Source organism: Bradyrhizobium sp. S3.7.6, from assembly GCF_054061875.1.
In genome coordinates, this window is record NZ_JBSSEQ010000001.1 from 2789458 (window position 1) to 2812602 (window position 23145).

Sequence of the window (23145 nt, forward strand, 5' to 3'; positions counted from 1 at the left end):
GAATCACAAAAGCGTCATGCCGCAAGCCGCCAATGGAGCAGGCGCTGGGGCGGACACTCTACGGGGAGGGTAAACCATGGCGCTCAGATTCCGCAGCATCGACGGCTCCAACAACAATCGTGCGGATCCCACCTTGAACCAGGCCGACACCGACTTTGCTCGGCTGGGGCCGGCAAATTTCGTCGATGGGGTCAATGAAATGACGCCAGGTCCGAATCCGCGCGAGATCAGCAACATTGTCGTGGCGCAGACGGATATTGGCGATGGCGAGGAAGGCCCGCATCTGGTGGATGACGCCGGCGTCGCGCTGTCAGGCATGATGTATGCGTGGGGCCAGTTCATCGATCACGATCTGGATCTGCAGAAGGAGGGCACAGGCACGGATGATATCTCGATCAAGGTCCCGGCTGATGATGAGTTTCTGCCGCCCGGCAGCATGATCCCGTTGACGCGGGTGGCGATCGATCCTGCGACGGGGGTCACCGGGCATCCGGCAGCCGCGATCAATACGGTGACGGGTTGGCTGGACGGCTCGCAGATCTACGGTTCCGACGCGGCCACCGCAGCGAGCCTGCGAACGGCCGACGGCCATATGAAGGTGTCGGCGGGAGACAATCTCCCGATCGTCGAGACCGAGCACGGCAACGTCTTTGCGGCCGGTGACGTACGGGCGCAGGAGAATCCCGACCTGACCGCCTTGCAAGTCTTGTTTGTGCGCGAGCACAATTACCAGGTCGATCGACTGCACGAGGACCATCCGAACTGGAGCGGCGACAAGCTATACGAGACGGCCAAGGCCATCACCACGGCCGAGATGGTCAACATCACCTACAACGAGTTCCTGCCGCATCTGTTGGGCGAGGACGCCATCAAGCCGTACAACGGATATGATCGCACGGCGGACGCGCGGATCACCGAAGAGTTTGCCGGTGCGGCCTTTCGCTTCGGTCACTCCATCGTCTCCGACGAGATCAGTGCGACCAGCAATCTGGGTGCCTTTACGTCGGAGCAGACGCTGGCGCAATCGTTCTTCGAAGACACGGCGACTTTCAAGGCGACTGGAGCGGATGGCCTGCTGCGGCATCTGTCGGGGGACCTGGCCAACCCGCTGGACGCTCACATTGTCGATGGCTTGCGAAACCTCCTGTTCGATCCTCCGGACGGCATGGATCTGGCAGCGATCAATATCCAACGCGGCCATGATCTTGGGCTGGGTACACTGAACCAAACCCGGGAGGCGCTGGGGCTTGCGCCTTACACCAGCTTCGATCAGCTCAGCTCTGATCCGGCGACGGCAGCAGCGTTCGAGAAAGCCTATGGTTCGATCGATGCCGTCGATTTGTGGGCCGGTGGATTGGCTGAGGATCATGCGCCAGGAGCCGTCATCGGGCCCACCTTCGGCATAATCATCGCCGACCAGTTCACCGCTTTGCGCGACGGCGATCGCTACTACTTCGAGAACCAGGGTTTCGATAAGCAGACCCTGAATGAGATAAAGAACACCACGCTGTCGGACCTCATTCTGCGCGACACCGATACCACTGCGATGCAGAGCGATGCCTTCGTCGCCACCGAGCGGCACAGCGGCACGCTGGGCGGCGTAGACCCGACCGGAGAAAAGGCTGCAGCAGGCATGGCGCAGCTTGTGGTCGGATCTCCCGGCAGGGATACCCTGACCGGCGGAGATCTGGATGACACGCTGGTCGCCGCGGCCGGCCGCATGACCATGACCGGAGGTGCCGGTGCCGACACATTCGAATTCGACCTTGGTGTTCTCGCAGGTAAGCACAACACCGCGGTCATCACGGACTTCGATCCCAAACAGGACAAACTGCAATTTTCGAATGACGTTCACGTCACGAAATCATCTGACCATCATGGCGGAACCCTGTTGCAGGTCGGCTCCGAGACCATCGACCTGCTGGGCGTAAAGCCGCATGAGATGCATCTTCACGAATGGGGATAATGTTGGGTCGCTTCAAACGAGCAATACAGCATCATTCGGCGCCGGCGGGGCACGCCGGCGCCGTGTCGTGATCCTGCTCGTCCCGCGTCAGCCTGGGCCGGCGCCTTGCGTCGCCGTGTACACGGCGTAGAGCGACTGGCTCGCGGCCATGAACAGGCGGTTGCGCTTGGGGCCGCCGAAGCAGACATTGCCGCACACTTCCGGCAGGCGGATGCGGCCGAGCAGCTTGCCCGCCGGCGACCACACCGTCACACCGCTATAGCCGACGGCGCGCCCGGCGTTGCTGGAGGACCAGACATTGCCGTTGACGTCGCAGCGCAGGCCGTCGGGCCCGCACTTCACCCCCTCGATCACGCAGTCGCTGAACTTCTTCCCGTTGGAGAGCTTGTTGTCGGTGCCGACGTCGAACACGAAGATCTCGCCGTTGCCGCCGGGCCCGGTGTCGCCCGGTCCCTTGCCGGTCGAGGCGACGTAGAGCTTCTTGTAGTCCGGTGAGAAGCACAGGCCGTTGGGATCGGGCACCTGCTCCTCGGTGACGACGAGGTCGATGCGGCCACTTGGATCGATGCGATAGCAGTTGGTGGGCAGCTCGCGCTTGCCCGGCACGAAGCCGGCCGGCTGTCCGATCCGCGGATTGAGCTTGCCGCCTGCATTGCTCGGGCCGCCCGCCACGTCGGGCTCGCCTTCATAGAGCTGGCCGCCATAGGGCGGGTCGGTGAACCAGTAGCTGCCGTCGGGATGCGCGGCGACGTCGTTCGGCGAGTTCAGGCGTTTGCCCTGGTACGAATCCGCGAGCACGGTGGCGGTACCGTCATGCTCGTAGCGCGTCACCCGCCGGGTCAGATGTTCGCAGGAAAGCTGCCGGCCCTGGAAGTCGAACGAGTTGCCGTTGGAATTGTTGGAGGGCGTGCGGAACACGCTGACGCGGCCGTCGTCCTCGGTCCAGCGCATCTGCCGGTTGTTGGGGATGTCGCTCCAGAGGAGATAACGGCCCTGCGCGCTCCAGGCCGGGCCCTCGGCCCACAACAAGCCGGTGTAGAGGCGCTTGATCGCGGTGTTGGGCTGCGCCAGATCGTCGAAGGACGGATCGACGGTGATGATGTCGGGGTCCGAGAAATAAGTCGTCGGCGCGCCGTTGGGGCCGAAATCGCGCGGCGGGGTGGTGATCGTCGTTGGCGGGGCGGCAGGTCCGGTCTGGGCCAGCGCAGGGCCGGCCACGGTCGCCGCAGCGCCGAGCGCAAGTCCCCGCACAAGTGTTCGTCGTGAAAGCGCAGCATCCTGGTCACGCTGCTCTGGGCGTTTCATCGCGTCCTCCCGGTTATGTTCGGCTGGCCGGTTGATCCGGCCGAGCGGGCGAAGGTTAGTCCGGTCCGCGGCCGGTTGCGAGGGGCAGGTGCGCATCCTCCGCGCGATGGCAGGCTTGCGAAGGCTGGAACGCGGCGGCATTGCGGCGAGGCGAGGGCAGAAGCGGCAATTCGTCCCGGTCTCGTCGTTCGGGGCATGTCGTCGCGCTTTGCGCGGTTAACCGGTGCCGTTTTTAGGACCTGTCAAGCCTTGACCTCACGCGCGATGATGGCAGAACGTTTCCGGGGTATCAGCCGGAGTTCATTGTGTTAGCCGTTGTCGCACTGGTCATTGCGCTCGCCATCGCGTTCGCCGCCGGCTATTTCACCCGCGATCTCGCCTCCCGCAAACGACGCGCGGAGGCGCGCCGCTGGCGCGAATATACCGAGCCGGGTTGGCTCCGCGCCGCCGCACCCGCCAACACCAACGAGATCGTGCCCCCGGCCACCGGCGAGCTTGGCCAGATGCTGGATCGGTGGGAGAGCAGGGCCCGCGCCCGCCGCGCGGGATAGCCTGACCGCAACGCGGGTACGGGGTGCGACATCCGGACGACCTTCCCGTATATCGCTCCGGTCTCGTGGGTCCCTCGCGCTGCCCGGCGACACCGTCGTATTTCCAGCCTACGTAATTCGGATTTGCCGTATGAGCCGCGCGATGACGGACCGGTCGTCGTGCCGTACATTGCAGATCTGGCGGCAGGTCAGTCCTCCTGACCATCTTTTGGCGTTGCGGTTGCAGCCATTTCTCGTCTAGAAACGGCGCATCGAGCCTCCCGGCAACCAACCGTCAACGGTTTTGACCGAGGATTTGAGGGCTCAAAAGGGTCTGGCAATGCTGATTCGCGGCCAAATTGATGGGATTTCGGGGGAGGTGGCTCTGGCCGCCGCCACGATCCCGGCCGCGCTGCTGCCCACCCTCCTGATTGGCGGCCTTCTTCTTACTTGCCCCTGAGGGCCGGCTGGGCGCCATGCGCCTGGGCGCTCAGGGGTTGGTCGAGATCACCGGACACCTCAAGCGCCCAGCAGACTGACGGCGCAAAAAAGCTCAAAAGGAATTTTGCAATGGCCCCCGTGAACAAGTCCGATAAGGACCGCGTCATCATTTTCGACACCACGCTGCGCGACGGCGAGCAGTGCCCCGGCGCCACCATGACGTTCGAGGAGAAGATCGAGATCGCCGAGATGCTCGACGACATGGGCGTCGACGTCATCGAGGCCGGTTTCCCGATCACCTCCGAAGGCGACTTCCAGGCCGTCAGCGAGATCGCCCGCCGCTCCAAGAACTCGGTGATCGCCGGCCTGTCGCGTGCCAACCCGAAGGACATCGACCGCTGCGCCGAAGCGGTGAAATTCGCCAGGCGCGGCCGCGTCCACACCGTGATCGCGACCTCGCCGCTGCACATGCGCGTCAAGCTGAACATGACGCCGGAGCAGGTGATGGAGCTCTCGATCGCCAACGTGACCCGCGCCCGCAACCAGATCGACGACGTCGAATGGTCGGCCGAGGACGCCACCCGCAGCGAGATGGACTATCTCTGCCGCATCGTCGAGGCCGTGATCAAGGCCGGCGCGACCACCGTCAATATCCCCGATACCGTCGGCTACACCACGCCCGAGGAATATGCCCGTTTCATGCGCACGCTGATCGAGCGCGTGCCGAACTCCGACAAGGCGGTATTCTCGGTTCATTGCCATAACGACCTCGGGATGGCCGTGGCGAATTCGCTGGCCGGCATTGCCGGCGGCGCGCGGCAGATCGAGTGCACCGTCAACGGCATCGGCGAGCGGGCTGGCAACGCTTCCCTCGAGGAAGTCGTGATGGCCATCAACGTCCGCAACGACGTGTTTCCGTGGTGGAACAAGATCGACACCACGCAGCTGACGCGCGCCTCGAAGGTCGTGTCGGCCGCAACCTCGTTCCCGGTCCAGTACAACAAGGCGATCGTCGGCCGCAACGCCTTCGCCCATGAGAGCGGCATCCATCAGGATGGCGTGCTGAAGGACGCCTCGACCTACGAGATCATGCGGCCCGAGATGGTCGGGTTGAAGCAGTCGTCGCTGGTGCTCGGCAAGCATTCCGGCCGCCACGCCTTCGTGCACAAGCTGGAGGAGATGGGCTACAAGCTCGGCGCCAACCAGCTGGAGGATGCGTTCACGCGGATGAAGGCACTGGCCGACCGCAAGAAGGACATCTACGACGAGGACATCGAGGCGCTGGTCGACGAGGAGATGGCGGCCTCCCACGACCGCATCAAGCTGACCTCGCTGACCGTGATCGCCGGCACCCACGGCCCGCAGCGCGCGACCATGAAGCTCGACGTCGACGGCCAGATCAAGATCGAGGAAGCCGAAGGAAACGGGCCGGTCGACGCGGTCTTCAACTGCATCAAGGCGCTGGTGCCGCATGAGGCAAAGCTCGAGCTGTATCAGGTCCATGCGGTGACCGAAGGCACCGACGCGCAGGCCGAAGTCTCGGTGCGGCTGTCCCATGACGGCCGTTCCATGACGGCACGCGCAGCGGATCCGGATACGCTGGTGGCCTCGGCCAAGGCCTATCTCGGCGCGCTCAACAAGATCGTCATGAAGCGCCAGCGCGATACGGTGACGACGGCAGCGGCGAGCTGACGCTTCATCCTCTCCAGTTCATCGGCAAACGCGGCGCCCTCGGCGCCGCGTTTTTCGTTTGGCACACGATCCCGTCATGTGGGGGTGCATCGCAATAAATATGTTATTAACATGTCATGTTAACATTCCATTAACCGGCAGCGTCGCGCGCCCTTGCTGCTGGAGAATTTGGAATGCCCCTTTCCGCTGGTTCGATCGCCTTCACCGGTTTCAACGGTGACGGCAACGATAATTTATCCTTTGTCGCCCTGACCGACATCCCGCAGGGCACTGTCATCAATTTCACCGACAGCAACTGGAACGGCTCCGCCTTCGCAACCGGCAGCAACGCCGAAAGCACGATCGCCTGGACCGCGACCGGCGCGATTCCCGCTGGCACCGTCATCGACATCAACAACATCGGCAAGGGCACGTTCGGCACCAGCGCCGGCTCGGCCACCTTCACCAACGCCAACAATACCGGCCTGTCCAACGACAGCGAGGTCGTCTACGCCTATGTCGGCACCTCGACGGCGCCGACCTTTCTCGCCGCGATCTCCAATGTCGGCTATGCGACCTCAGACGGCACGCTGACCGGCACCGGCCTCGTTGCCGGCCAGACCGCGGTCAGCTTCACCGGCGGCCTCGATATCGTCGGCTATAACGGACCGCGCTCGGGCTTCGCCAGCTTCGCCGACTACCTTGCCGCGATCGGCAACACCGCCAACTGGGCCACCCAGAACGGCAGCGGCGACCAGAGCACCGACGGCACCACGCCCGACGCGCCGTTCCCGACCACCGCCTTCACCGTGGCCGCGCCCGCCACGCAGACGATCTCGTTCTCGTCGCCGAGCGTGTCGGTTGCCGAGGGGCAGAGCGGCACCAAGACCATGACTTTCACCATTGCGCGCACCGGCGGCACCACCGGCGTGCTCAGCTTCTCCGGCAGCTTCGCCGCCGGCACCACCGATGCGACCGATTTCGGCGGCACGCTGCCGGCCTCGACCTTCAGCGGCAGCTTCGCCGACGGTGCGTCCTCGGCGACCATCACCATCACGATCTCCGGCGACACCACCGCGGAGCCCGACGAGAATTTTACGCTCACGCTCACCAGCGCCAGCAATCCGGGCGCGGCGGTTACGATCGGCACCGCGACGGCGACCGGCACCATCGCCAATGACGACGGCACTCTCGTCTCCGGCAACTCGTCGAACCCGATCACGCTGGCGAACAACGATCATCTGACCGTCCTCGCCGGTGCGACCCTGTCGGGCTCGACCCCGGTCACCTGGATCGGCGGCAGCACCTCGCCCGGCGCGCTGGTCGACAATTCTGGCACCATCACCGGCACCAGCCGCGCGATCGCCACCAGCGGCTCGACTAGCGGCAGCCTCACCATCAACAACAAGGCCGGCGCCACCATCACCGCGACCAAGGACGCTGTGAAGATCTCGAACCTGGTCTCGGGCAAGAGCGGCACCTTCACCGTCAACAACGAGGGCACGATCTCGTCGACGGGGACCGGCGGCAATGCCGGCCAGGCGCTCGATCTTGACGACATCAATTCGAGCGGCGCCAATACCGTCATCAACAACGCGGCAACCGGCGTGATTTCGGCGGCCGATGCTGACGCGATCCGGCCCGGCGCCAACGCCACCATCAACAATTACGGCCAGATCGTCAGCCACAATGCCTCGGCGGCCTCGTCCGGCAACGACGCGATCGACTTCCAGTCGGTCAACACCGGCGGCGTGGTCAACAACTACGCCGGCGGAATCATCGACGGCGCCCGCCACGCCATCACCGGCGACCAACCGATCACCGTCAACAATGACGGCACGATCACCGGCCGCAGCGGCTCCGGCATCAACATGGACAGCGCGCCGAACTCGACGACAACAGTGACCAACCGCGGCACCATCACCGGCACGGCGGTCGGCGGTGCTGACGCCGACGGCGTCGATGTCGACGGTCTGGTCTCGATCGACAATTTCGGGACGATCGCGGCGGTCGGCCTGACCAGCGGCGCCAACGGCCTCAACGAGGCGCTCGCGATCGGCGGCGGCTTCGTCCACAACGAGGTGGGCGGCCTGATCATCAGCGATCAGCGCGCGATCACCGTGGACGACAGCAATGACGGTAGCGCCTTCGGCGTCACGACCATCATCAACGACGGCACGATCCGCGGCAACAACGGCGAGGCGATCTCGATCGTCGGCACCTTCGGCGACACCGTCACCAACACGGGCGGCATTTTCGGCAGCGTCGCCACCGACGGCGGCAACGATACGCTCACCAACAGCGGCTCCATCATCGGTGACGTCTCGATGGGCGCGGGCGACGACAGCATCAATCTCGCCACCGCTTCGATCGTCACCGGCACGATCGACGGCGGCGACGGCGTCGACACGCTGGTGCTGTCGGGAAGTGGCTCCGGTTCGCTCCTTGGCACCGTCGTCAATGTCGAGAAGCTCGACGTCAAGAGCGGCGTCTGGCGGATCAAGGATGCGTCCGGCTATTCCGACATCCAGGTCGAGAGCGGCGCGGCGGTCGTGCTGGAGGGCTCGGCCAATGGAATGGTGGTTGCCGCGGGCGCCGCGCAGCTGGTGTTCGGTCTGGCCTCGAACTCCGTGATCTCGGGCAATCAGTACATCCAGATCGGCGGCTCGGCCGACGGCACGACGATCGAGGCCGGCGGCGACCAGGATATCCTCGGCGGTGGTATCGCGACCAACACCACCGTGGACGGCGGCACCCAGAACGTCTTCGGCGTTGCGATCCAGACCACGGTCGCGAATGGCGGCTTCCAGCACGTTCACAACAATGCTTTCAACACCATCGTCAATGCCGGGGGTGAGCAGAACGTCTACATCGACGGCAGTGCGACCGGATCCACCATCAATGCCGGCGGCATCCAGATCGATTGGGGCTTCACGATCATCACGACGATCAGCGGCGGCGGTCAGTACGTGTTCGGGTCGGCGAGCCTCACGACGATCAATTCGGGCCTGCAGGCCGTCGAGAGCGGCGGCACGGCCTCGGACACGACGATCCATGGCGGCGGGCAGGACGTCTATCTGGGTGGAACCGCGATCAACACCACCATGGATGGCGGCGTCCAGTCGGTCTATGGCGGCACGGTGGTCCAGACCACGATCAGCAATGGCGCCCTCCAGTATCTCCACGGCAACGCGTCGATGACGACGGTCAACGCCGGCGGCGTCCAGATCGATTGGGGCGCCGCCAGCGCCACCATCGTTAACGGCGGCGTGCAATATGTGTATGGCAGCGCGACCGGCACGACGGTCCTGTCCGGGACGCAGCACGTGCAGGCCGGCGGCAGCGCTGATGACACCACGATCGGCTCGGGTGCGCTCGCCTTTGTCCATGCGGGCGGGACGATCGACGATGTGATCTTCGCCGGTCCCAATGCCTCGCTGGTGCTGGCCCAGGCGTCGGCCTTCACGGGAACGATCTCCGGCTGGCAGGGCCATGACAGTCTCGATCTCGGCGACATCCTGTTCAGCGACGGTCTGACCTCGATGGCCTATGCGCAGAATGGCGACAACACCGGCGGCACGCTGACAGTCTCCGACGGCGCCCACGTCGCGACGCTGCACTTGCTCGGTCAGTACAGCGCGGCCGATTTCGCGCTGTCCTCGGACGGGCACGGCGGCACCCTGATCACCGATCCGGCGGTCGCGCAGCAGGCCCAGCTCGCGCCGGCGCTGCACGGCTGAGGTTGCGAGAGGCGGCAGCGGCGATGGCAGGGTTTCCCTGCCATCGACCTGCGTGAGCCAGTCCAGCAGATTTCGCCTCCGGATACCGCATTTTTGCAAGCCGCCCCCTGCTAAGGGGCAATGGCGCCTGTGCCCGCTTCCCTATAATCCTGCCTTCAAGTCTTGAATCTAGGGCTTGGGGGCGACGGTTCGTGCCCCACCAAAAAACGTGCGGGAGGAGGCATGCGGAAACTCATTTGGGCTGCGGCATCGGTTGCGGTCTTGACCGGGGCGTTGGCCCTGACCGGGCCGGCATCGGCGCAATCGCCGATCATCATCAAGTTCAGCCACGTCGTCGCCACCGACACGCCGAAGGGCAAGGCGTCGGAGAAGTTCAAGGAGCTCGCCGAGAAGTACACCGGCGGCAAGGTCAAGATCGAAGTCTATCCGAACTCGACGCTCTACAAGGACAAGGAAGAGCTCGAGGCGCTCCAGCTCGGCAGCGTGCAGATGCTGGCGCCGTCCAACTCGAAGTTCGGCCCGCTCGGCATCCGCGAATTCGAGGTGTTCGATCTGCCTTACATCCTTCCGGACCTGAAGACGCTGCGGAAGGTGACGGAAGGCCCGCTCGGCCTCCGGCTGCTCAAGCTGCTGGACTCCAAGGGTATCACCGGCCTTGCCTATTGGGACAACGGCTTCAAGCAGATGAGCGCGAACAAGAAGCTGGTTACGCCCGCCGACTACCAGGGGGTCAAGTTCCGCATCCAGTCCTCGCGCGTGCTGCAGGCCCAGTTCAAGTCGCTCGGCTCGCTGCCGCAGGTGATGGCGTTCTCGGAAGTCTATCAGGCGCTGCAGACAGGTGTCGTCGACGGGCAGGAGAACACCTGGTCGAACATCTATACGCAGAAGATGCACGAGGTGCAGAAGTACATCACCGAGACCAATCACGGCTACATCGGCTACGTCGTGATCGTGAACAAGAAGTTCTGGGACGATCTGCCGGCCGACATCCGCGATCAGCTGTCGAAGGCGATGAAGGAGGCGACCGACTTCAACAACGCGCAGTCGCAGAAGGAGAACGACGACGCGCTGGCCGAGATCAAGAAGAGCGGCAAGAGCGAGATCATCAAGCTCACGCCGCAGCAGGACGAGGCGATGCGCAAGGCGATGGAGCCGGTCTACAAGGACGCCGCAGGCCGCGTCGGCCAGCCGCTGATCGACGAGTTCCTCAAGGAATCGAAGAGCACGACGAACTGATCAGGATCGACCATCAATGAAGGGGCTTCCGTGCAGCCTGCGCGGAGGCCCTTTTTGTTGCAAAACATTTCAGTCTGCATCTGAATGGACATTCAGGGGAGTTACATCTTCGTAAGAACGCTCTCTCTGTCCAAGTTGTAAGTTGCGCGTCAGCCGTCCGGCGCTCATCCTCACCGGCATCCTTCCAGAGGAGGTCCGTATGAGGAAGTTCACCATCGCCGCCATCGCCGTGCTCAGCATCGCCGGCTCGGGCGCGGTCTATGCCCAATTTCATCGCCCGTGGATGGAGCACTTCCGCCACGTCCGCATGAACCCGGAGGACCGTGCCGCCTTCGTCGACGCGCGGATCGCCGCCGTCCATGCCGGGCTGAAGCTCAACGCCGACCAGGAGAAGCTGTGGCCGCCGGTCGAGGCAGCCGTGCGCGACTTCGCCAAGCTGCGCATCGACCGCGCCAACGCACGGATGAATGCCGGCCCGGGTGACGCCGGCAAGAACGCCGACAAGCCCGAGGATCCAATCGCCCGCCTGCGCCAGCGCGCCGAGGACATGGGCGCGACCTCCGCGGCCCTGAAGAAGATCGCCGATGCCGCCGATCCGCTCTACAAGACGCTCGACGAGGGCCAGAAGCGGCGCCTTGCCGTGCTGACCCGCCACCGTGGCCCGTTCGGCGGCGGTGGGGACGGCCCGTCCCGACACTTCATGGAACGGGGCATGGACCGCATGATGGAGCGCGGCATGGACCGCTTCCACGGCGACCGTTTCGACCGTGACGGCGGCCCGGACCGGGATCGCGAGGGCCGGCTCTGAGCCACCCCGTATTTCCCGAGGAATTAACCCCGGGATTGGCCTTGGCGAAGCCGCTGGAATCCAGCGGCTTTTCGCATTTTCGGGCCTGTGGAAGAACCTTGGAAAACATGCGCCACATCGCTTGCCATACCCGGATCGCTTTGCTAAACGACCGGCCTCGCAAGGCATTGACCGCCTTTCGGGCGCATAGCTCAGTTGGTAGAGCAGCTGACTCTTAATCAGCGGGTCCCAGGTTCGAGCCCTGGTGCGCCCACCAATAATTTCAATAACTTCGCCTGAGACAGAACCAGAACGGTCTGGCCGGTTTGCAGCGCGGTTTGCAGTTTTCGTTCACTTAATGCCCCATCAGTTAGCCGTGCGGCAGAGAATCAGTGCATCCGGGCCGGACGTTCAAGCCTCAACGTCAACTGCCAATTTTGAACGTCGGCCTTGGCTAGACAGTGAACCAGATCTTCGGGGTGCAAGAGATCGTCCTCGTCTTGGGTCAAAACCAGCCGCTGGAGCGCAGCTTTTATCCTTTCATAGGTGATGTTTTTGGGAACGGTCATTTGATAGCGATCATCTGTTTTCGAAAAGAATCCGATCTCCGCCATCACGGCGAAAGTATCTCCCCAAGGTTCTTCGAATACTGACATCGAAAAGAAGGTGAGATCCTTCATCAAAAGCTCGATGCATTTGGTGGCCGTTGGTGAGAACGTAAATATGTTTACGAACTCAATTGTTGCGACCGAAAGCTTGAACGCGGGATCACGCTTGAATTGCCTTTGCAGTAGTTTGTCTGCCGCAGCTGCCTTCATTAGCCAACGGCCTAGGAATTCGGCAGCGCCGAGTGGTGGTCCTTCGACTAAGACCCACTGTTGTTTGGAAGTATCTTCATTCATCGTTTCAGATCCTCTTCTTTTTAGAAAGTCGCCAAGTCTGCCCGCGACCACCGCCATTATTGCCAAGCGTCGGTTGCCAACAATAGACCCTCCATTCCCTGCTCGAGCATGTCCCATTCGGGCCGTTGACGGATGAGCTGCCTTCACCCAAACGTAGCCACCAGCTTGACGATCGCCTGTTCGGCCAACTCGGCCTGGCCGCCAAGATAGTGTGCTTTTAAAATCTCGTCGACGTCGCGCGGACTATGGCCAGTGATCGCCGCTATCTGAGCGGTCGTGCAGCCCGAGAGCGCTAACCTGGTCACCGCCGTCCCGCGCAAATCGTGGAAGTGCAGATCGGCATCACCGAGCTTCGCTCGATCGAACGCTTTGCTCCAGGACGCGCGGAAGCCGTCACTTGTCCATGCCTCGCCGAACGTGTTGCGCAGGATCGGCCCATCCGCTTTGTCGGGCCGGCGAGCATCGAGCACGACTTTCAGCGGCGCGCCGACCGGAATGATTATCCGCTTCTTCTTCTTGCCCCGTCTCTGCTTGTTCGGCTGCAACCTTATGTGCGTACCATCGTACTGAGACCATGCAATGGCGATCAACGTACCCTGGCGCTGGCCAGTCCAGAGCGCCATCAGCAGCGCGAATTGCAGCTCGGGCGAGGCCGCGGCGCAGAAAGCGCTGATGTGCTCCGATTGCCAAATGATCTCAGCGCGATCGGCCTCGTACAGCCGCCCGCCGCGTTCGCAGACGTTCACGGCAATCAAGCCCCGATCCTTGGCCACGGCGAGGACGCGCGCCAATACCGTCCAAGCATAGTCAGCTTTTCGTGGATTGGCGGCCATGCCGTCGCGCCATTCCTTGAATTTGCCGCGGGCTCGGCGATCCTGCACGACCGCGAGCGGCATCGTTCCGAACTCTTCCTCAATGAGCTTGAGATATCGCCGATAGTCCTTTTGAGTCTTCTCCGCGCGCCCGGTGAATTCGGTCGACGCTTTGAAGGCTGCAACTAGCGAAAAGAGATTGCCGCTCGGCGGCTTCTTCCTCTCGGCATGTGCAGCGGCATAGGCGACCACGAATTGCGGGTCATTCGGGAGCAGGGGGGCGCCGTTGTCGTCTTTGAGCATCGGGCCGCCGCGCCACGCGTAATAATATTTACGGTGCGTGCCATCGGCGAGGCGCTTAGTCGCGCTCGCGACGCCGGGCAGCTTTCGCCTGTTCATGCTTACGTTCCCACGCTTCGAATTCGTCGGCCGGGGCGATCGTCGGTGCCTTCAGCAGAATGGTGATCGTGCCATCCGGTGTCACCTGAATCGCGTCGGCACCATTCTGCTTCGCCGCCCGAATCGCGCGGGCGACGTCGACTTGAAGGATGGTGCTGACGCGTCGGGACATTTTTAGCGGGCAACTTCTTCGGCGAGAACATCTAGCAGTACGGAGGCCGCGCTCATGCGGATGCTCTTCGAGTTAAAGAGGCCGGAGCGATCTGAGGATGCTTTGAGCGCGGCTTTGACGGCCTCTGTTGCGACAGTTGCTTGATACTTGCGGATAGCCTGGTCGATGCGTTTTGACATTTTGAACCCCAATGGTGTCCATGCGGAATATGTTGACTTAACCGCGCATTGTGAATTAGTAACAGTATCCAATACCAATATCAACGAACCGTCAAATGAAACTTTCAGAACTCATCCCCCATACGTCCGCTTGGACGGGCATATCTGAGACGCACGTCGGCAGTGTAGCGCGTGTGTTGCGGCCGGCGGGTCTGATCTCGTCACAGGGGCGTGGTCCAGGTGGGGCAGTGATGACCGCAGACGACAAAATCAATTTGCTCTTGGGCGTGTGCGGAGTGGAGATTGCCAACAGGGCCGCAGAAAGTGTCCGCGTGTGGCAACGATTGGTCCGAGCCGATAGCTCTACGGGCGACAAACGCTTTGCCATTACCAGGGCCCGCTCGGTCAAGGATTTTTTTGTCGGTCTCATTACCAAGGATTTGAACGGCGGTGCTCTTGATACTTGGCTGAGAGAGACCGGCGATGCATTCGATCGCGTGAAGGGGATGAAAGTAGCGGTTCGACATCACATCATGTTGGACCTCTATGTCGACGAATTTGAATTGACCTTCGTTGTTTCGCGAAACCGCATCCACACCAACGATCGAACTGAAGCTGACACAATCTCGGTTAGATTCCTTCAGCCGCCGCCCGGCGCGGAAAGTGAGTTCGTCTACGGTCTGCGCAGTAAAGGTTACAAGGCTGGTTCGAAACTCATCCGACGACTAGATGATGAAAACATTCGCGGGTGGGGTGCTTGTCTAACAGGGGACATTGCGCGCGGCTAAATTCAAAATTTGTGGCGCGCTGATCGACCGATCTAACCAGTGACGCTATATTTGCGAGGATGGGAATAGTGCATCGAGGTAGAAAACCAATCCTTACTTGGATCGAGAAGTTAGCGGTTGGTGGCGAGTGCGCACGCCTTTGGCGGGAGCTTTCCTTAAACCGCGCAATGGAAGAGTATCGAGCTCGACCCGAGCTGCGCGACGTGAAGCAATTCCAATCTGAACTCGCGTTAGTTCCTGTCGCGGTTAGAAATCATCGCGTTCATCGCGAAGCAGTAAGGCGAATAAGCTCCGACATAGCAGAAATCTTCTCAGATATCGTAACGAAACCTATTGTCGCAAAACGCCTCCATGGAAAGCGTGCAGTGATTTTAGACGCCGCTATCGACTGGTGTGCGGCGACGTACGGCAAGACGATCGGAAGGCGCAGGGCACAGCTTTGTTGGGATGAATTCTCCGCCATGATGAAGCGTCTGCAGCGAGAGGGGCATATGGATGACCTCTAATTGCGTTGCACGCTGCTTTTACAAACTCGCCGATAGCAGTGGCGCGCGCGGAAACACGCGGTCAGCAATGCCGATCGTTTGGCGACACGTCCGAGATTGATAACCAATCAACTATCGGGCCAATTAGCTACCTGGCACTTGTCCGCTTCGGTCGTCGTGGCAGGGGCCCTCGCGCAGCGCCCACTATCGTGATTCTCCACCGCCTATCCATTCTCGTGTCCGGAACAACCCTTCAGCTAATTTCTGTATGAATGTTTAGGACGCTATCTGCTGCGTTGTAATGTCTCCCAATGATCAACGCTTCCGAGGGCTTCCAAATGTCACCAGAATCTAAAGAGCGACGGGCGCCGCTCGATACGCCTGCCGCCGCCGAGTATCTTAGCGTCCAGCCCAACTACCTCGAGAAACTTCGCTGCAAAGGTGGTGGGCCGGTCTTCATCAAGCGCAACGGCCTAATTCGGTATGACCCCGACGACCTGGACGCTTGGCTTGAGGCCGGCAAGTGTCAACGCACTGGCGACAGCAAAGGTGCGACAGCGAGGGGCGCCTAAACGCGCCTTCAATGCATCATTCGACCGAGTCCCAACCGGACACCACCGTTACCGATGCGGCGACCCCAAGGTGATGACAGTCGCAGCTTCAACGCCGAACAGCGAGCACTAATAGGACCCTGCAATGAGTAAAACCGCTCCACCAATACCGCTGATCCCTCCACCGATGGTATCTGCTCCAAGATCGTCGCCACAAAAGATGCTGGTTCGTGGCAGTCGTCAAAGCGGAATCACAACCGTTATTTTTATCGTTCGACCGAAACGTGGAGTAGACGATCAGCTCATGATTGGCCTTGAGGAACACAACGGCGAAAGCAGAAGCCAATTGATGATCCGCGGTGGCGCCGAAGCACGCGAAATGCCTTCTCAGCTTCGATGGCTCGCTGAGAAAATCGAAAAAGAGTTGGGGAAACACGACGCGCCCTCGATTCACGAATACGTCCTAAGCACGGGTGGCGCATGAACGCGTTCTTCGACCACGCAGAAAAGAACTGTTTCGCACTTTTTCCGTGTGCGCAAGGAACGAAGCGACCGATCCTAAAATGGAAGGCAGGATCGACGCGCGATCGTGCGCAATGGACAGCTTGGCAATCCGACCACAACAATCTTGCTATCGATTGTGCCAAGTCTGAGATTCTCATGATCGACGTGGACTCGTCGAAAGTTACGCGGGAGGAGGCGTGGGGTGCGTACCATAAGCTTTGTCAAGAGTGGGGGCTATCCGACCCCGCCCCGCCGATGACGCAATCCGCACGCGGCGGGTGGCACATTCCTTTCAGACGTCCCGCGAACTTCGCGGCGACTGACCTGCGCGGTGGCGGAACGCTGGTGAAGATAACCGATTTCCGGGAATTGACCGAAGGCGAGGAAGACGGCGAAGTGGTCGGGTTCAAGAACCGCGGCTATTGCGTCGCGCCGGGCTCGACGCTTTCCACGGCGACCGGCAGTCTTCCGTATGTGCTGATGACGGACCCGCCAGCGCCGCATGAGGCGCCGGCGAGCCTGCTTGAGGCGATTAAGCTCAATACAATTGAAGCGACTTACAGCGGTCAAGCGGGCACAAGCGATAAAGCTGATGTTGCCAAGCTTGTTGCAGAACTAGATATGTATGGGGAATTTAGCACCGAGCCAGACTGGTTCAAATATATGGGGGCCATCAAACTCGCGCTCGGGGACACAGAGAATGGAGTCGAAGTCGCGTTGCAAATGACAGCCGACGACGCGACGGATGAAGCGTTCTGGTCCCGCTGGAACAGATTGGCCAGTGTTGATGACGGTGGCCCAAGATGTCGGATCAACTCAATGATCCACCGCTACAAGGAATTGACCGGTAAGCAATTTAACATTCGAACATCTCTCTCGGCAATGTTCAATGGAGTGGCGAAATTGGCAGCGGCAACTGTCGAACCGGGAAAGCCGACATCAGGAACGCCACTCTTCACGGGCCTTTCATCACCTTTGCGGGACGTTACATTGAGCGCTGTTGCCGATCCGTTGCCGAACCATCCCAACCTGACTGCGCCCCAAGCCTTTGCACTTGAAGATTTCGTGGCGTATTTGCCGGGCGGCACGTTTTGTTATTTGCCGACTCGGGAGATGTGGCCGGCGAGCGGTGCGAATGCGAAGCTCGGCGACGTGACTGTCAATGGCGTCAGCAAGATTAGGGCAGCTACATGGCTCTCTCAAAACCGCGCGGCCGACGCTATGGCCTGGTGCCCAGGCGAGCCAATGTTGATCAAGGATCGATTGTTGGTCGAGGGTGGGTGGATCGCAAAACCTGGTGACACGACGCTCAACAATTATCGACCGCCCACGATCGCTGCCCGCGAAGGCGACGCGTCACTGTGGCTAAACCACATCAAGACAATCTATCCAGATGATTGGGAACACATCATCAATTGGTTTGGTCACCGGGTACAGCGACCGGGCGAAAAGATTAATCATGCGTTGGTGCTGGGAGGCGAGCCGGGAGTTGGTAAGGACACCCTATTGGAACCAGTCAAAGCGGCAGTAGGCGCATGGAATTTCTGCGATGTTTCGCCTACGAACGTCATGGGTAGATTTAATGGCCACCTCAAGTCAGTCGTACTTCGAATCAGCGAGGTCCATGACCTTGGCGATATCGATCGGTTCGCCTTTCACGATAAATGTAAGACGCTCTGCGCAGCGCCGCCCGACACGCATCGGATCGATGAAAAAAACATGCGAGAATATCAGGCGGTAAATGTCTGTGGTGTGATCATGACAACAAACCACAAGGCAGGTGGGCTCTACCTCCCGCCGGATGATCGTCGACATTATGTCGCCTGGTCGCCGACTCCGACCGGCGCTTTCTCGTCCGAGTATTATGACTCTCTGTATCGTTGGTTCCGGACAGGTGGTAACGAGATTGTTGCGCATTATCTGGCCGCACTAGATATTAGTGCGTTCAACGCGAAAGCCCCGCCGCCGAAGACCGCGGCATTTTGGGAAATCGCGCAGTCTGCGCGCGCACCTGAAAGTGCTGACGTTGATGACGCATTGGACGCGCTGGGGCGACCTGACGCGGTGACGTTGGCAATGCTTGAACATAGCCCAGGAGCTACGCCGGAATTTCGAGCCTGGCTGGGCGACCGGCGGAATAGCGTGAAAATCGGGCATCGGATGGCAGATGCGGGTTACGAAGCGATCCGGAATCCAGAGGCGAACGACGGTCGATGGCGAATTGCAGGCAAGCGCAGGGTTGTCTATGGCCGCCGCACTCTGAGCAAAGCGGATCAGCTCTCACTTGCCGATGCGATGGTTAAGGGGCCGGAATTCCCATCCCCGTCGCCATCAGTGCCCATGCCGCCCGTACCGATTGCTGTGCAATTGCCATCTGCGCCTTGCTGATGCAACGCGATGTACGTGTGTACGTGTGTACGTGATCCGGTAACTCCATCCTTCCTAGGCTGCCTATATTACTCATATTTTTGTCAACGGATATTTGCATTGCCGGGAGTTAAGAGATGGGAATTGAAAAGTTGATCATGTACTCACGAACTCGCGTACCGCAGGAAAGCGTAACGGCATTGAGCCGGGGCATTGAGTTGCGGGAAGGGTAATTCGCGATCGCTCTATGAGGGGGCGACGCCGTCAGTTCGAGAGAACAACGTTCAGATGCCCCGCAATACGCGCGCGCGGGAGCACATCAACCGATAATTGCACAACGGTGACAGCCACTATGGAATGGCGGCGCGTGCAGCAAAGGCTGTTATGTTAGAAGAAGCCGCTTTTGAACTCGAATAACCGTGGCCGCATGCCAAACACCCCCGGTGGGTGTAGAGATCTTGCGCTCGTTTAGAGTCGCAGCGATTTTCCGGGCCGACAGACTGGCCAATTCGTCGAACACAGAGCGCAATTGCTCGGCGCGCTCCATCGCATCCTCGTGAGCTTGGGCACCATGGGCTCTGAGACCGCCTAGCGCGATGCCTTGGGCTTTCTTGGCCGCCAACGCGTCCTTGGTACGGCGGGAGATCATGGCGCGCTCCTTCTCCGCCAGAGCGGCATACAGATGCAGCATGAACGGATCGGCGTCTGCGCCCAGCTCCGCCACGATGAACGGGGTCTTATGGGCCATCAGGCCACTGATGAAATGCACGTCGCGGCTGAGGCGATCGAGCTTAGCCACAATGATCGGCGCTTTGATCTTTCTTGCCGCCCTCAGGGCGGCGGCGAGCTGTGGGCGTCGGTTGAGCGCATCGGTCCCTTTTCCGGTCTCAACCTCCTGGAACGTCTGTATCAGGTCGAACCTTTCCGTCTCGGCGAATCGGGCGAGCGCGGCCTGCTGCGCTTCAAGTCCCAAACCGGACTTTCCCTGCTGGGTAGTCGAGACGCGGGTGTAAGCGATTGCCGTTCTCATGAATTTTGATCCGATTTTGAAACATCTCAACGACCGTTGATATGTTCTATGAAAGGTCGTAACAGGTCAAGGGTATTGTTACGGAAGAAATTGCTACAAGCCAGAGGGCCTGGTGTCGAAACATCGCGACAGCTGGTATCGCGCTGGCCGCAGCGAGCAATGGACCAAGTAAGGATGCAACCCCGCGCACCGATGTACCGCCGGCAGCATGGGCGCATCCCAAGATGCGTACTATCAGGGGTTGATCGTGCGCCAACTGTGTGCGTCAGATGCAGCCGGGCCGGGCCACGTATTCGGAGGGAATGACTTTGAAAACGTATGCCTTCGCGGCATCTGCCGCATTAGCAGTAGCTCTTTGGTCAACCGTCGGAAACTCGCAAACGGCGTTTGTTTGTGAGGGCGAGTTCGATACCTTCAAACGTTGCAGCGGAAACGATACTATTCAGCGAATTCCAATTAACCCAAAAGATTGCACAAACACCTGTGAAAACCATCCTGGCAGGTGACTGCGTGGCGTGACGAACTAGGTTAGGCACGGGGGATGTGCACCGATTCTTGTATTAGATGCCCCCACAAAAAAATCTGCAACTTTTGAGTGAATAACCTGGTTTCGGGCCGATACGTACTGACCTGTTTTCAGCTTTTCCTTTAAGTTGCGCTATGCAACCCAAAGCATCGGCCACGTCATCCCAACTATCGAAGTGAGGCAATCGCCTTGCGTACCATGCTCTTTGCAATCTTTGGAGGGCGCCGAGTTTTCTGGAAACTGCGAAATCAGTTTTCTTCCCTTGGTTTCGTTTTCCGTCGTGGCGCCTTCGGCGCCAAGATGCGCTTCAGGGAGAACAGAACTCAAACGGGAACATTTCTGAGGCTCAGTGTCTCGACCTTCGCCGCAATATTTGCTTCGGTCTTGTTCGCATCTGTTACTCAGTTTCTAGATCCGCTGCTTGACGATTACTACAAGCGCACGGGTCTGGTCATCCTAAATGACGTTTACTCTACTCTTCTTGCGACCATCGCTGGAATGGGTGGCGTCTTTATCGGCCTGTATTATGCGGCGACCATCGCGATCTCGGGCGCGATCTATGCGCGCGTACCTAACAACATTAGGGATTTGCTAGCCAGAGAACGCGTTGGCAACGTGTATATGCGCTTCCTAGCGCTTCTAACTTATACAAGCGTAGTCCTTCTTTCAATGAAGGCTGCTGGCTTTGCGCCAAATAAGCTTGGTGCGTCAGTGGTTTTGATAGGCGCTGGCATTGCCGTGATTGCGTTTGTGAAGCTCGGCGCACGTGCGTTCTATCTTTTCGATCCGACCAGCTTGGCAAGCGAACTCGTGCAGCAAATCAAGCGATCCTATAATCTAGTTGGTCCCCGTCAATTTCGCTGGTTGGACCCCTCGTTCCAGAGCCATGCATATCGGACAGCGCGGCAGTCGCTCGATACCGTCGAGGCGCTAGCGGAAATTACCGGCAAGGAAGATAAACTAAACGCGCAGCCCTATGCCGCTCTTTGCGAAAATCTCCTCTTTCTGCTTGCAGACTACAGTGGTCAAAAGAGGAAAATTCCTACCGACAGCAGATGGTATCCTAGGCAATACGATCATGCTGACTGGTACCGTTCCAACGATGCTAGCACCTCCCTGAGTTCTCAAGGCGCGGGAAGACTGAACCCGAAGGAGGTTAGCGACGCTCAATGGCTTGAGGGATCGATCCTTTCCATCGTGCATGATGGGTTCCTCAAGAATGTCAATGATGGGCGATACGATCTGTCCACGCGGCTTGTTCAAGGGATCGACATCCTAGCGCGTTCGCTTGGTCACGCGCACGAAGTGCCTGTCGGATTCAAAATCATCAACGATCTTGCAACAAGCTACGCAAAAGCTCTTCTTCCTAAGAAGATCGAAGGCCCTGAGTTCGAACCGATAGAGGCCGTCGCTCTAGCTGATACAATGGCAACGATACCAATCACACTGTTCTTGGCCTACGCCGAGGCAATAGTGAAGGATAGTCGTGAAGCGATTTTCAAGAGCGTGAAGTCAATAGGCTGGAGCTCGAGAAGTGAACTCTACGAACATGGGTTGCCGAGGCATCTTCTGCCTCAACTCGAATGGTTATATCCACGCATTGAATTTGAACGTCGCACAGAGGCGTCTAGGAGCAGCCCGGATTGGTACGTATTTGAGCTAGTTCGTCAGGCAGCGTGCGAAGACCTTAAGCTCTCGCTCAACGCTTTTATCGTTACTGCACAGGAGGTCTTCGATAAATGGTTGGCGTTTGCTGCCGAGCAAGGCGCCTACTGGGTAAGAGCTGCAATTATAGACCGCGAAGCGGAGTACTGGTCAAAGGTTGACTACCAGTTCTACCGACTGCGCCGTCATTGGGATGAGCTGAGCGCTGATAACCGAATCGAGGGTCTGCCCTGGCCAAAGGTTGATTTCGATGATCTAGAAGAGCGTAAGGCGCGCCGCAAAAAGTTATTATCAAAAATGATGGCCGAAGAATCGACTCGTTTGGGGGCGTTAAACCGACCGTCTGCCTACCCCGATTTTGCCGGCCAATTTCTCCACTCAGTTGGAGAGCGGTTGCTTGCCGCTCTCGTTGATAATGATGCTGAAGCCGTCAATGAGAGCTTCGGGTACTACTTTGTAAGCAGTTTGATGCAATTCGATCACCTGAGAGCAAAGGCAGATGTTCAAGACTGGCGAGGAGTATCCGCGATGAAAGTGGCGATAGCTCCGGTCTTGGATTTGATGAGTGCAAGTGGATACGGCCTGCTGCTTGCAGAGGTGCATAACAACCCCAAACTTGCGAGCCGCATCATTGATGTTTGGAATGAATACTTGGACAGTTCAAAAGGCAGCGGCGCCGATGTGCTTACGCTGCTGATCTCGGCGATCTCAATAACAGATTCTGCGTTTGAGATTGCGCATAGATCGCTGATTCGAACGGCTTGGCTCCAATCGGTCGCGCACGCACTCGGGAAAATTAAGCGGCGTAATATTAGAGTTGGGAGCCGCTTTGGAGGAATACATCGGAGCGTGGCGGACCATGAAAGTGCTCTCGTGCGAGTGTTTGCAGAAGCAGACTTTCTGCCGAGTTACGATGGAGTCGATGTCTTCGTAGAGATGTTGCTCAAGAAGAGAGCGGATACTGCCGGCGTCGCAATTAAACCTCGTCGGTTAAGACTCGGTGAAACCATCGCTCGGGAGAAGAAAAGGTGGTCTCAAGCCGACGCGCGTGATGTTGATGACGAGCAAGAATTTGATGACGAGGAGGATTAGATTGTCTCCGAGATCGCG

Annotated in this window: 17 protein-coding genes and 1 tRNA gene; 12 read left to right on the top strand and 6 right to left on the bottom strand. The window is 59.7% G+C overall.

Features of this window, described 5'->3' with window-relative positions; translation table 11 throughout:
* The first annotated feature begins 76 nt into the window (after nt 1–76).
* Nucleotides 77–1966 carry a peroxidase family protein gene (locus ACVJ5M_RS13230; protein ID WP_231143013.1) on the top strand — a complete coding sequence of 630 codons (1890 nt, stop codon included), beginning with the start codon at nt 77–79 and terminating at the stop codon, nt 1964–1966.
* Nucleotides 1967–2053: 87 nt separating this feature from the next.
* On the opposite strand, the gene ACVJ5M_RS13235 is transcribed toward ACVJ5M_RS13230, so the two are convergent.
* Nucleotides 2054–3271 (bottom strand): SMP-30/gluconolactonase/LRE family protein, encoded by a 1218-nt coding sequence (locus ACVJ5M_RS13235; RefSeq protein WP_456679297.1) that lies wholly within the window; start codon nt 3269–3271, stop codon nt 2054–2056.
* Nucleotides 3272–3576: 305 nt separating this feature from the next.
* Here ACVJ5M_RS13235 and ACVJ5M_RS13240 point away from each other — a divergent pair, with 305 nt between their 5' ends.
* The 6 genes from ACVJ5M_RS13240 to ACVJ5M_RS13265 all read left to right on the top strand — a co-directional run bounded on the left by ACVJ5M_RS13240 (nt 3577) and on the right by ACVJ5M_RS13265 (nt 11953).
* On the top strand, nt 3577–3822 hold the full coding sequence (locus tag ACVJ5M_RS13240; protein ID WP_063981680.1) for a hypothetical protein: 246 nt from the start codon (nt 3577–3579) through the stop codon (nt 3820–3822).
* Nucleotides 3823–4371: 549 nt separating this feature from the next.
* Complete coding sequence (locus ACVJ5M_RS13245) at nt 4372–5934, top strand: 2-isopropylmalate synthase (RefSeq protein ID WP_085401585.1); 1563 nt, start codon at nt 4372–4374, stop codon at nt 5932–5934.
* A gap of 173 nt (nt 5935–6107) precedes the next feature.
* Nucleotides 6108–9653 carry a beta strand repeat-containing protein gene (locus ACVJ5M_RS13250; protein WP_085401586.1) on the top strand — a complete coding sequence of 1182 codons (3546 nt, stop codon included), beginning with the start codon at nt 6108–6110 and terminating at the stop codon, nt 9651–9653.
* 222 nt (nt 9654–9875) lie between these two features.
* Nucleotides 9876–10889, top strand: a complete 1014-nt coding sequence (locus ACVJ5M_RS13255; protein WP_063981683.1) for a TRAP transporter substrate-binding protein — start codon at nt 9876–9878, stop codon at nt 10887–10889.
* 199 nt (nt 10890–11088) lie between these two features.
* Entirely contained in the window at nt 11089–11697 is a 609-nt protein-coding gene (locus ACVJ5M_RS13260; protein ID WP_094184102.1) for a Spy/CpxP family protein refolding chaperone, read from the top strand.
* 180 nt (nt 11698–11877) lie between these two features.
* Nucleotides 11878–11953, top strand: a tRNA-Lys gene (locus ACVJ5M_RS13265).
* 112 nt (nt 11954–12065) lie between these two features.
* Here the strand turns inward: ACVJ5M_RS13265 and ACVJ5M_RS13270 are convergent.
* The 4 genes from ACVJ5M_RS13270 to ACVJ5M_RS13285 all read right to left on the bottom strand — a co-directional run bounded on the left by ACVJ5M_RS13270 (nt 12066) and on the right by ACVJ5M_RS13285 (nt 14140).
* On the bottom strand, nt 12066–12578 hold the full coding sequence (locus ACVJ5M_RS13270) for a hypothetical protein (protein WP_456679298.1): 513 nt from the start codon (nt 12576–12578) through the stop codon (nt 12066–12068).
* 143 nt (nt 12579–12721) lie between these two features.
* Nucleotides 12722–13789: a tyrosine-type recombinase/integrase gene (locus ACVJ5M_RS13275; RefSeq protein WP_456679299.1), complete on the bottom strand. Its 1068-nt coding sequence runs from the start codon at nt 13787–13789 to the stop codon at nt 12722–12724.
* Nucleotides 13749–13961, bottom strand: a complete 213-nt coding sequence (locus ACVJ5M_RS13280) for a hypothetical protein (RefSeq protein ID WP_456679300.1) — start codon at nt 13959–13961, stop codon at nt 13749–13751. Before ACVJ5M_RS13280 ends, ACVJ5M_RS13275 begins: the two co-directional genes overlap by 41 nt.
* A 2-nt stretch (nt 13962–13963) precedes the next feature.
* On the bottom strand, nt 13964–14140 hold the full coding sequence (locus tag ACVJ5M_RS13285; protein WP_456679301.1) for a hypothetical protein: 177 nt from the start codon (nt 14138–14140) through the stop codon (nt 13964–13966).
* Between the two features lie 230 nt (nt 14141–14370).
* Between ACVJ5M_RS13285 and ACVJ5M_RS13290 the strand changes: the two genes are divergently transcribed.
* The 4 genes from ACVJ5M_RS13290 to ACVJ5M_RS13305 all read left to right on the top strand — a co-directional run bounded on the left by ACVJ5M_RS13290 (nt 14371) and on the right by ACVJ5M_RS13305 (nt 18835).
* Nucleotides 14371–14907: a hypothetical protein gene (locus tag ACVJ5M_RS13290; protein ID WP_456679302.1), complete on the top strand. Its 537-nt coding sequence runs from the start codon at nt 14371–14373 to the stop codon at nt 14905–14907.
* An 823-nt stretch (nt 14908–15730) separates the two neighbouring features.
* Nucleotides 15731–15964, top strand: a complete 234-nt coding sequence (locus ACVJ5M_RS13295) for a helix-turn-helix domain-containing protein (RefSeq protein WP_456679624.1) — start codon at nt 15731–15733, stop codon at nt 15962–15964.
* Between the two features lie 124 nt (nt 15965–16088).
* Nucleotides 16089–16427 carry a hypothetical protein gene (locus ACVJ5M_RS13300; RefSeq protein WP_456679303.1) on the top strand — a complete coding sequence of 113 codons (339 nt, stop codon included), beginning with the start codon at nt 16089–16091 and terminating at the stop codon, nt 16425–16427.
* Nucleotides 16424–18835: a bifunctional DNA primase/polymerase gene (locus ACVJ5M_RS13305; protein WP_456679304.1), complete on the top strand. Its 2412-nt coding sequence runs from the start codon at nt 16424–16426 to the stop codon at nt 18833–18835. Before ACVJ5M_RS13300 ends, ACVJ5M_RS13305 begins: the two co-directional genes overlap by 4 nt.
* Before the next feature lie 361 nt (nt 18836–19196).
* On the opposite strand, the gene ACVJ5M_RS13310 is transcribed toward ACVJ5M_RS13305, so the two are convergent.
* Nucleotides 19197–19844 (bottom strand): recombinase family protein, encoded by a 648-nt coding sequence (locus ACVJ5M_RS13310; protein WP_456679305.1) that lies wholly within the window; start codon nt 19842–19844, stop codon nt 19197–19199.
* A 715-nt stretch (nt 19845–20559) separates the two neighbouring features.
* Here ACVJ5M_RS13310 and ACVJ5M_RS13315 point away from each other — a divergent pair.
* Nucleotides 20560–23127 carry a hypothetical protein gene (locus ACVJ5M_RS13315; protein WP_456679306.1) on the top strand — a complete coding sequence of 856 codons (2568 nt, stop codon included), beginning with the start codon at nt 20560–20562 and terminating at the stop codon, nt 23125–23127.
* Nucleotides 23128–23145 lie beyond the last annotated feature (18 nt).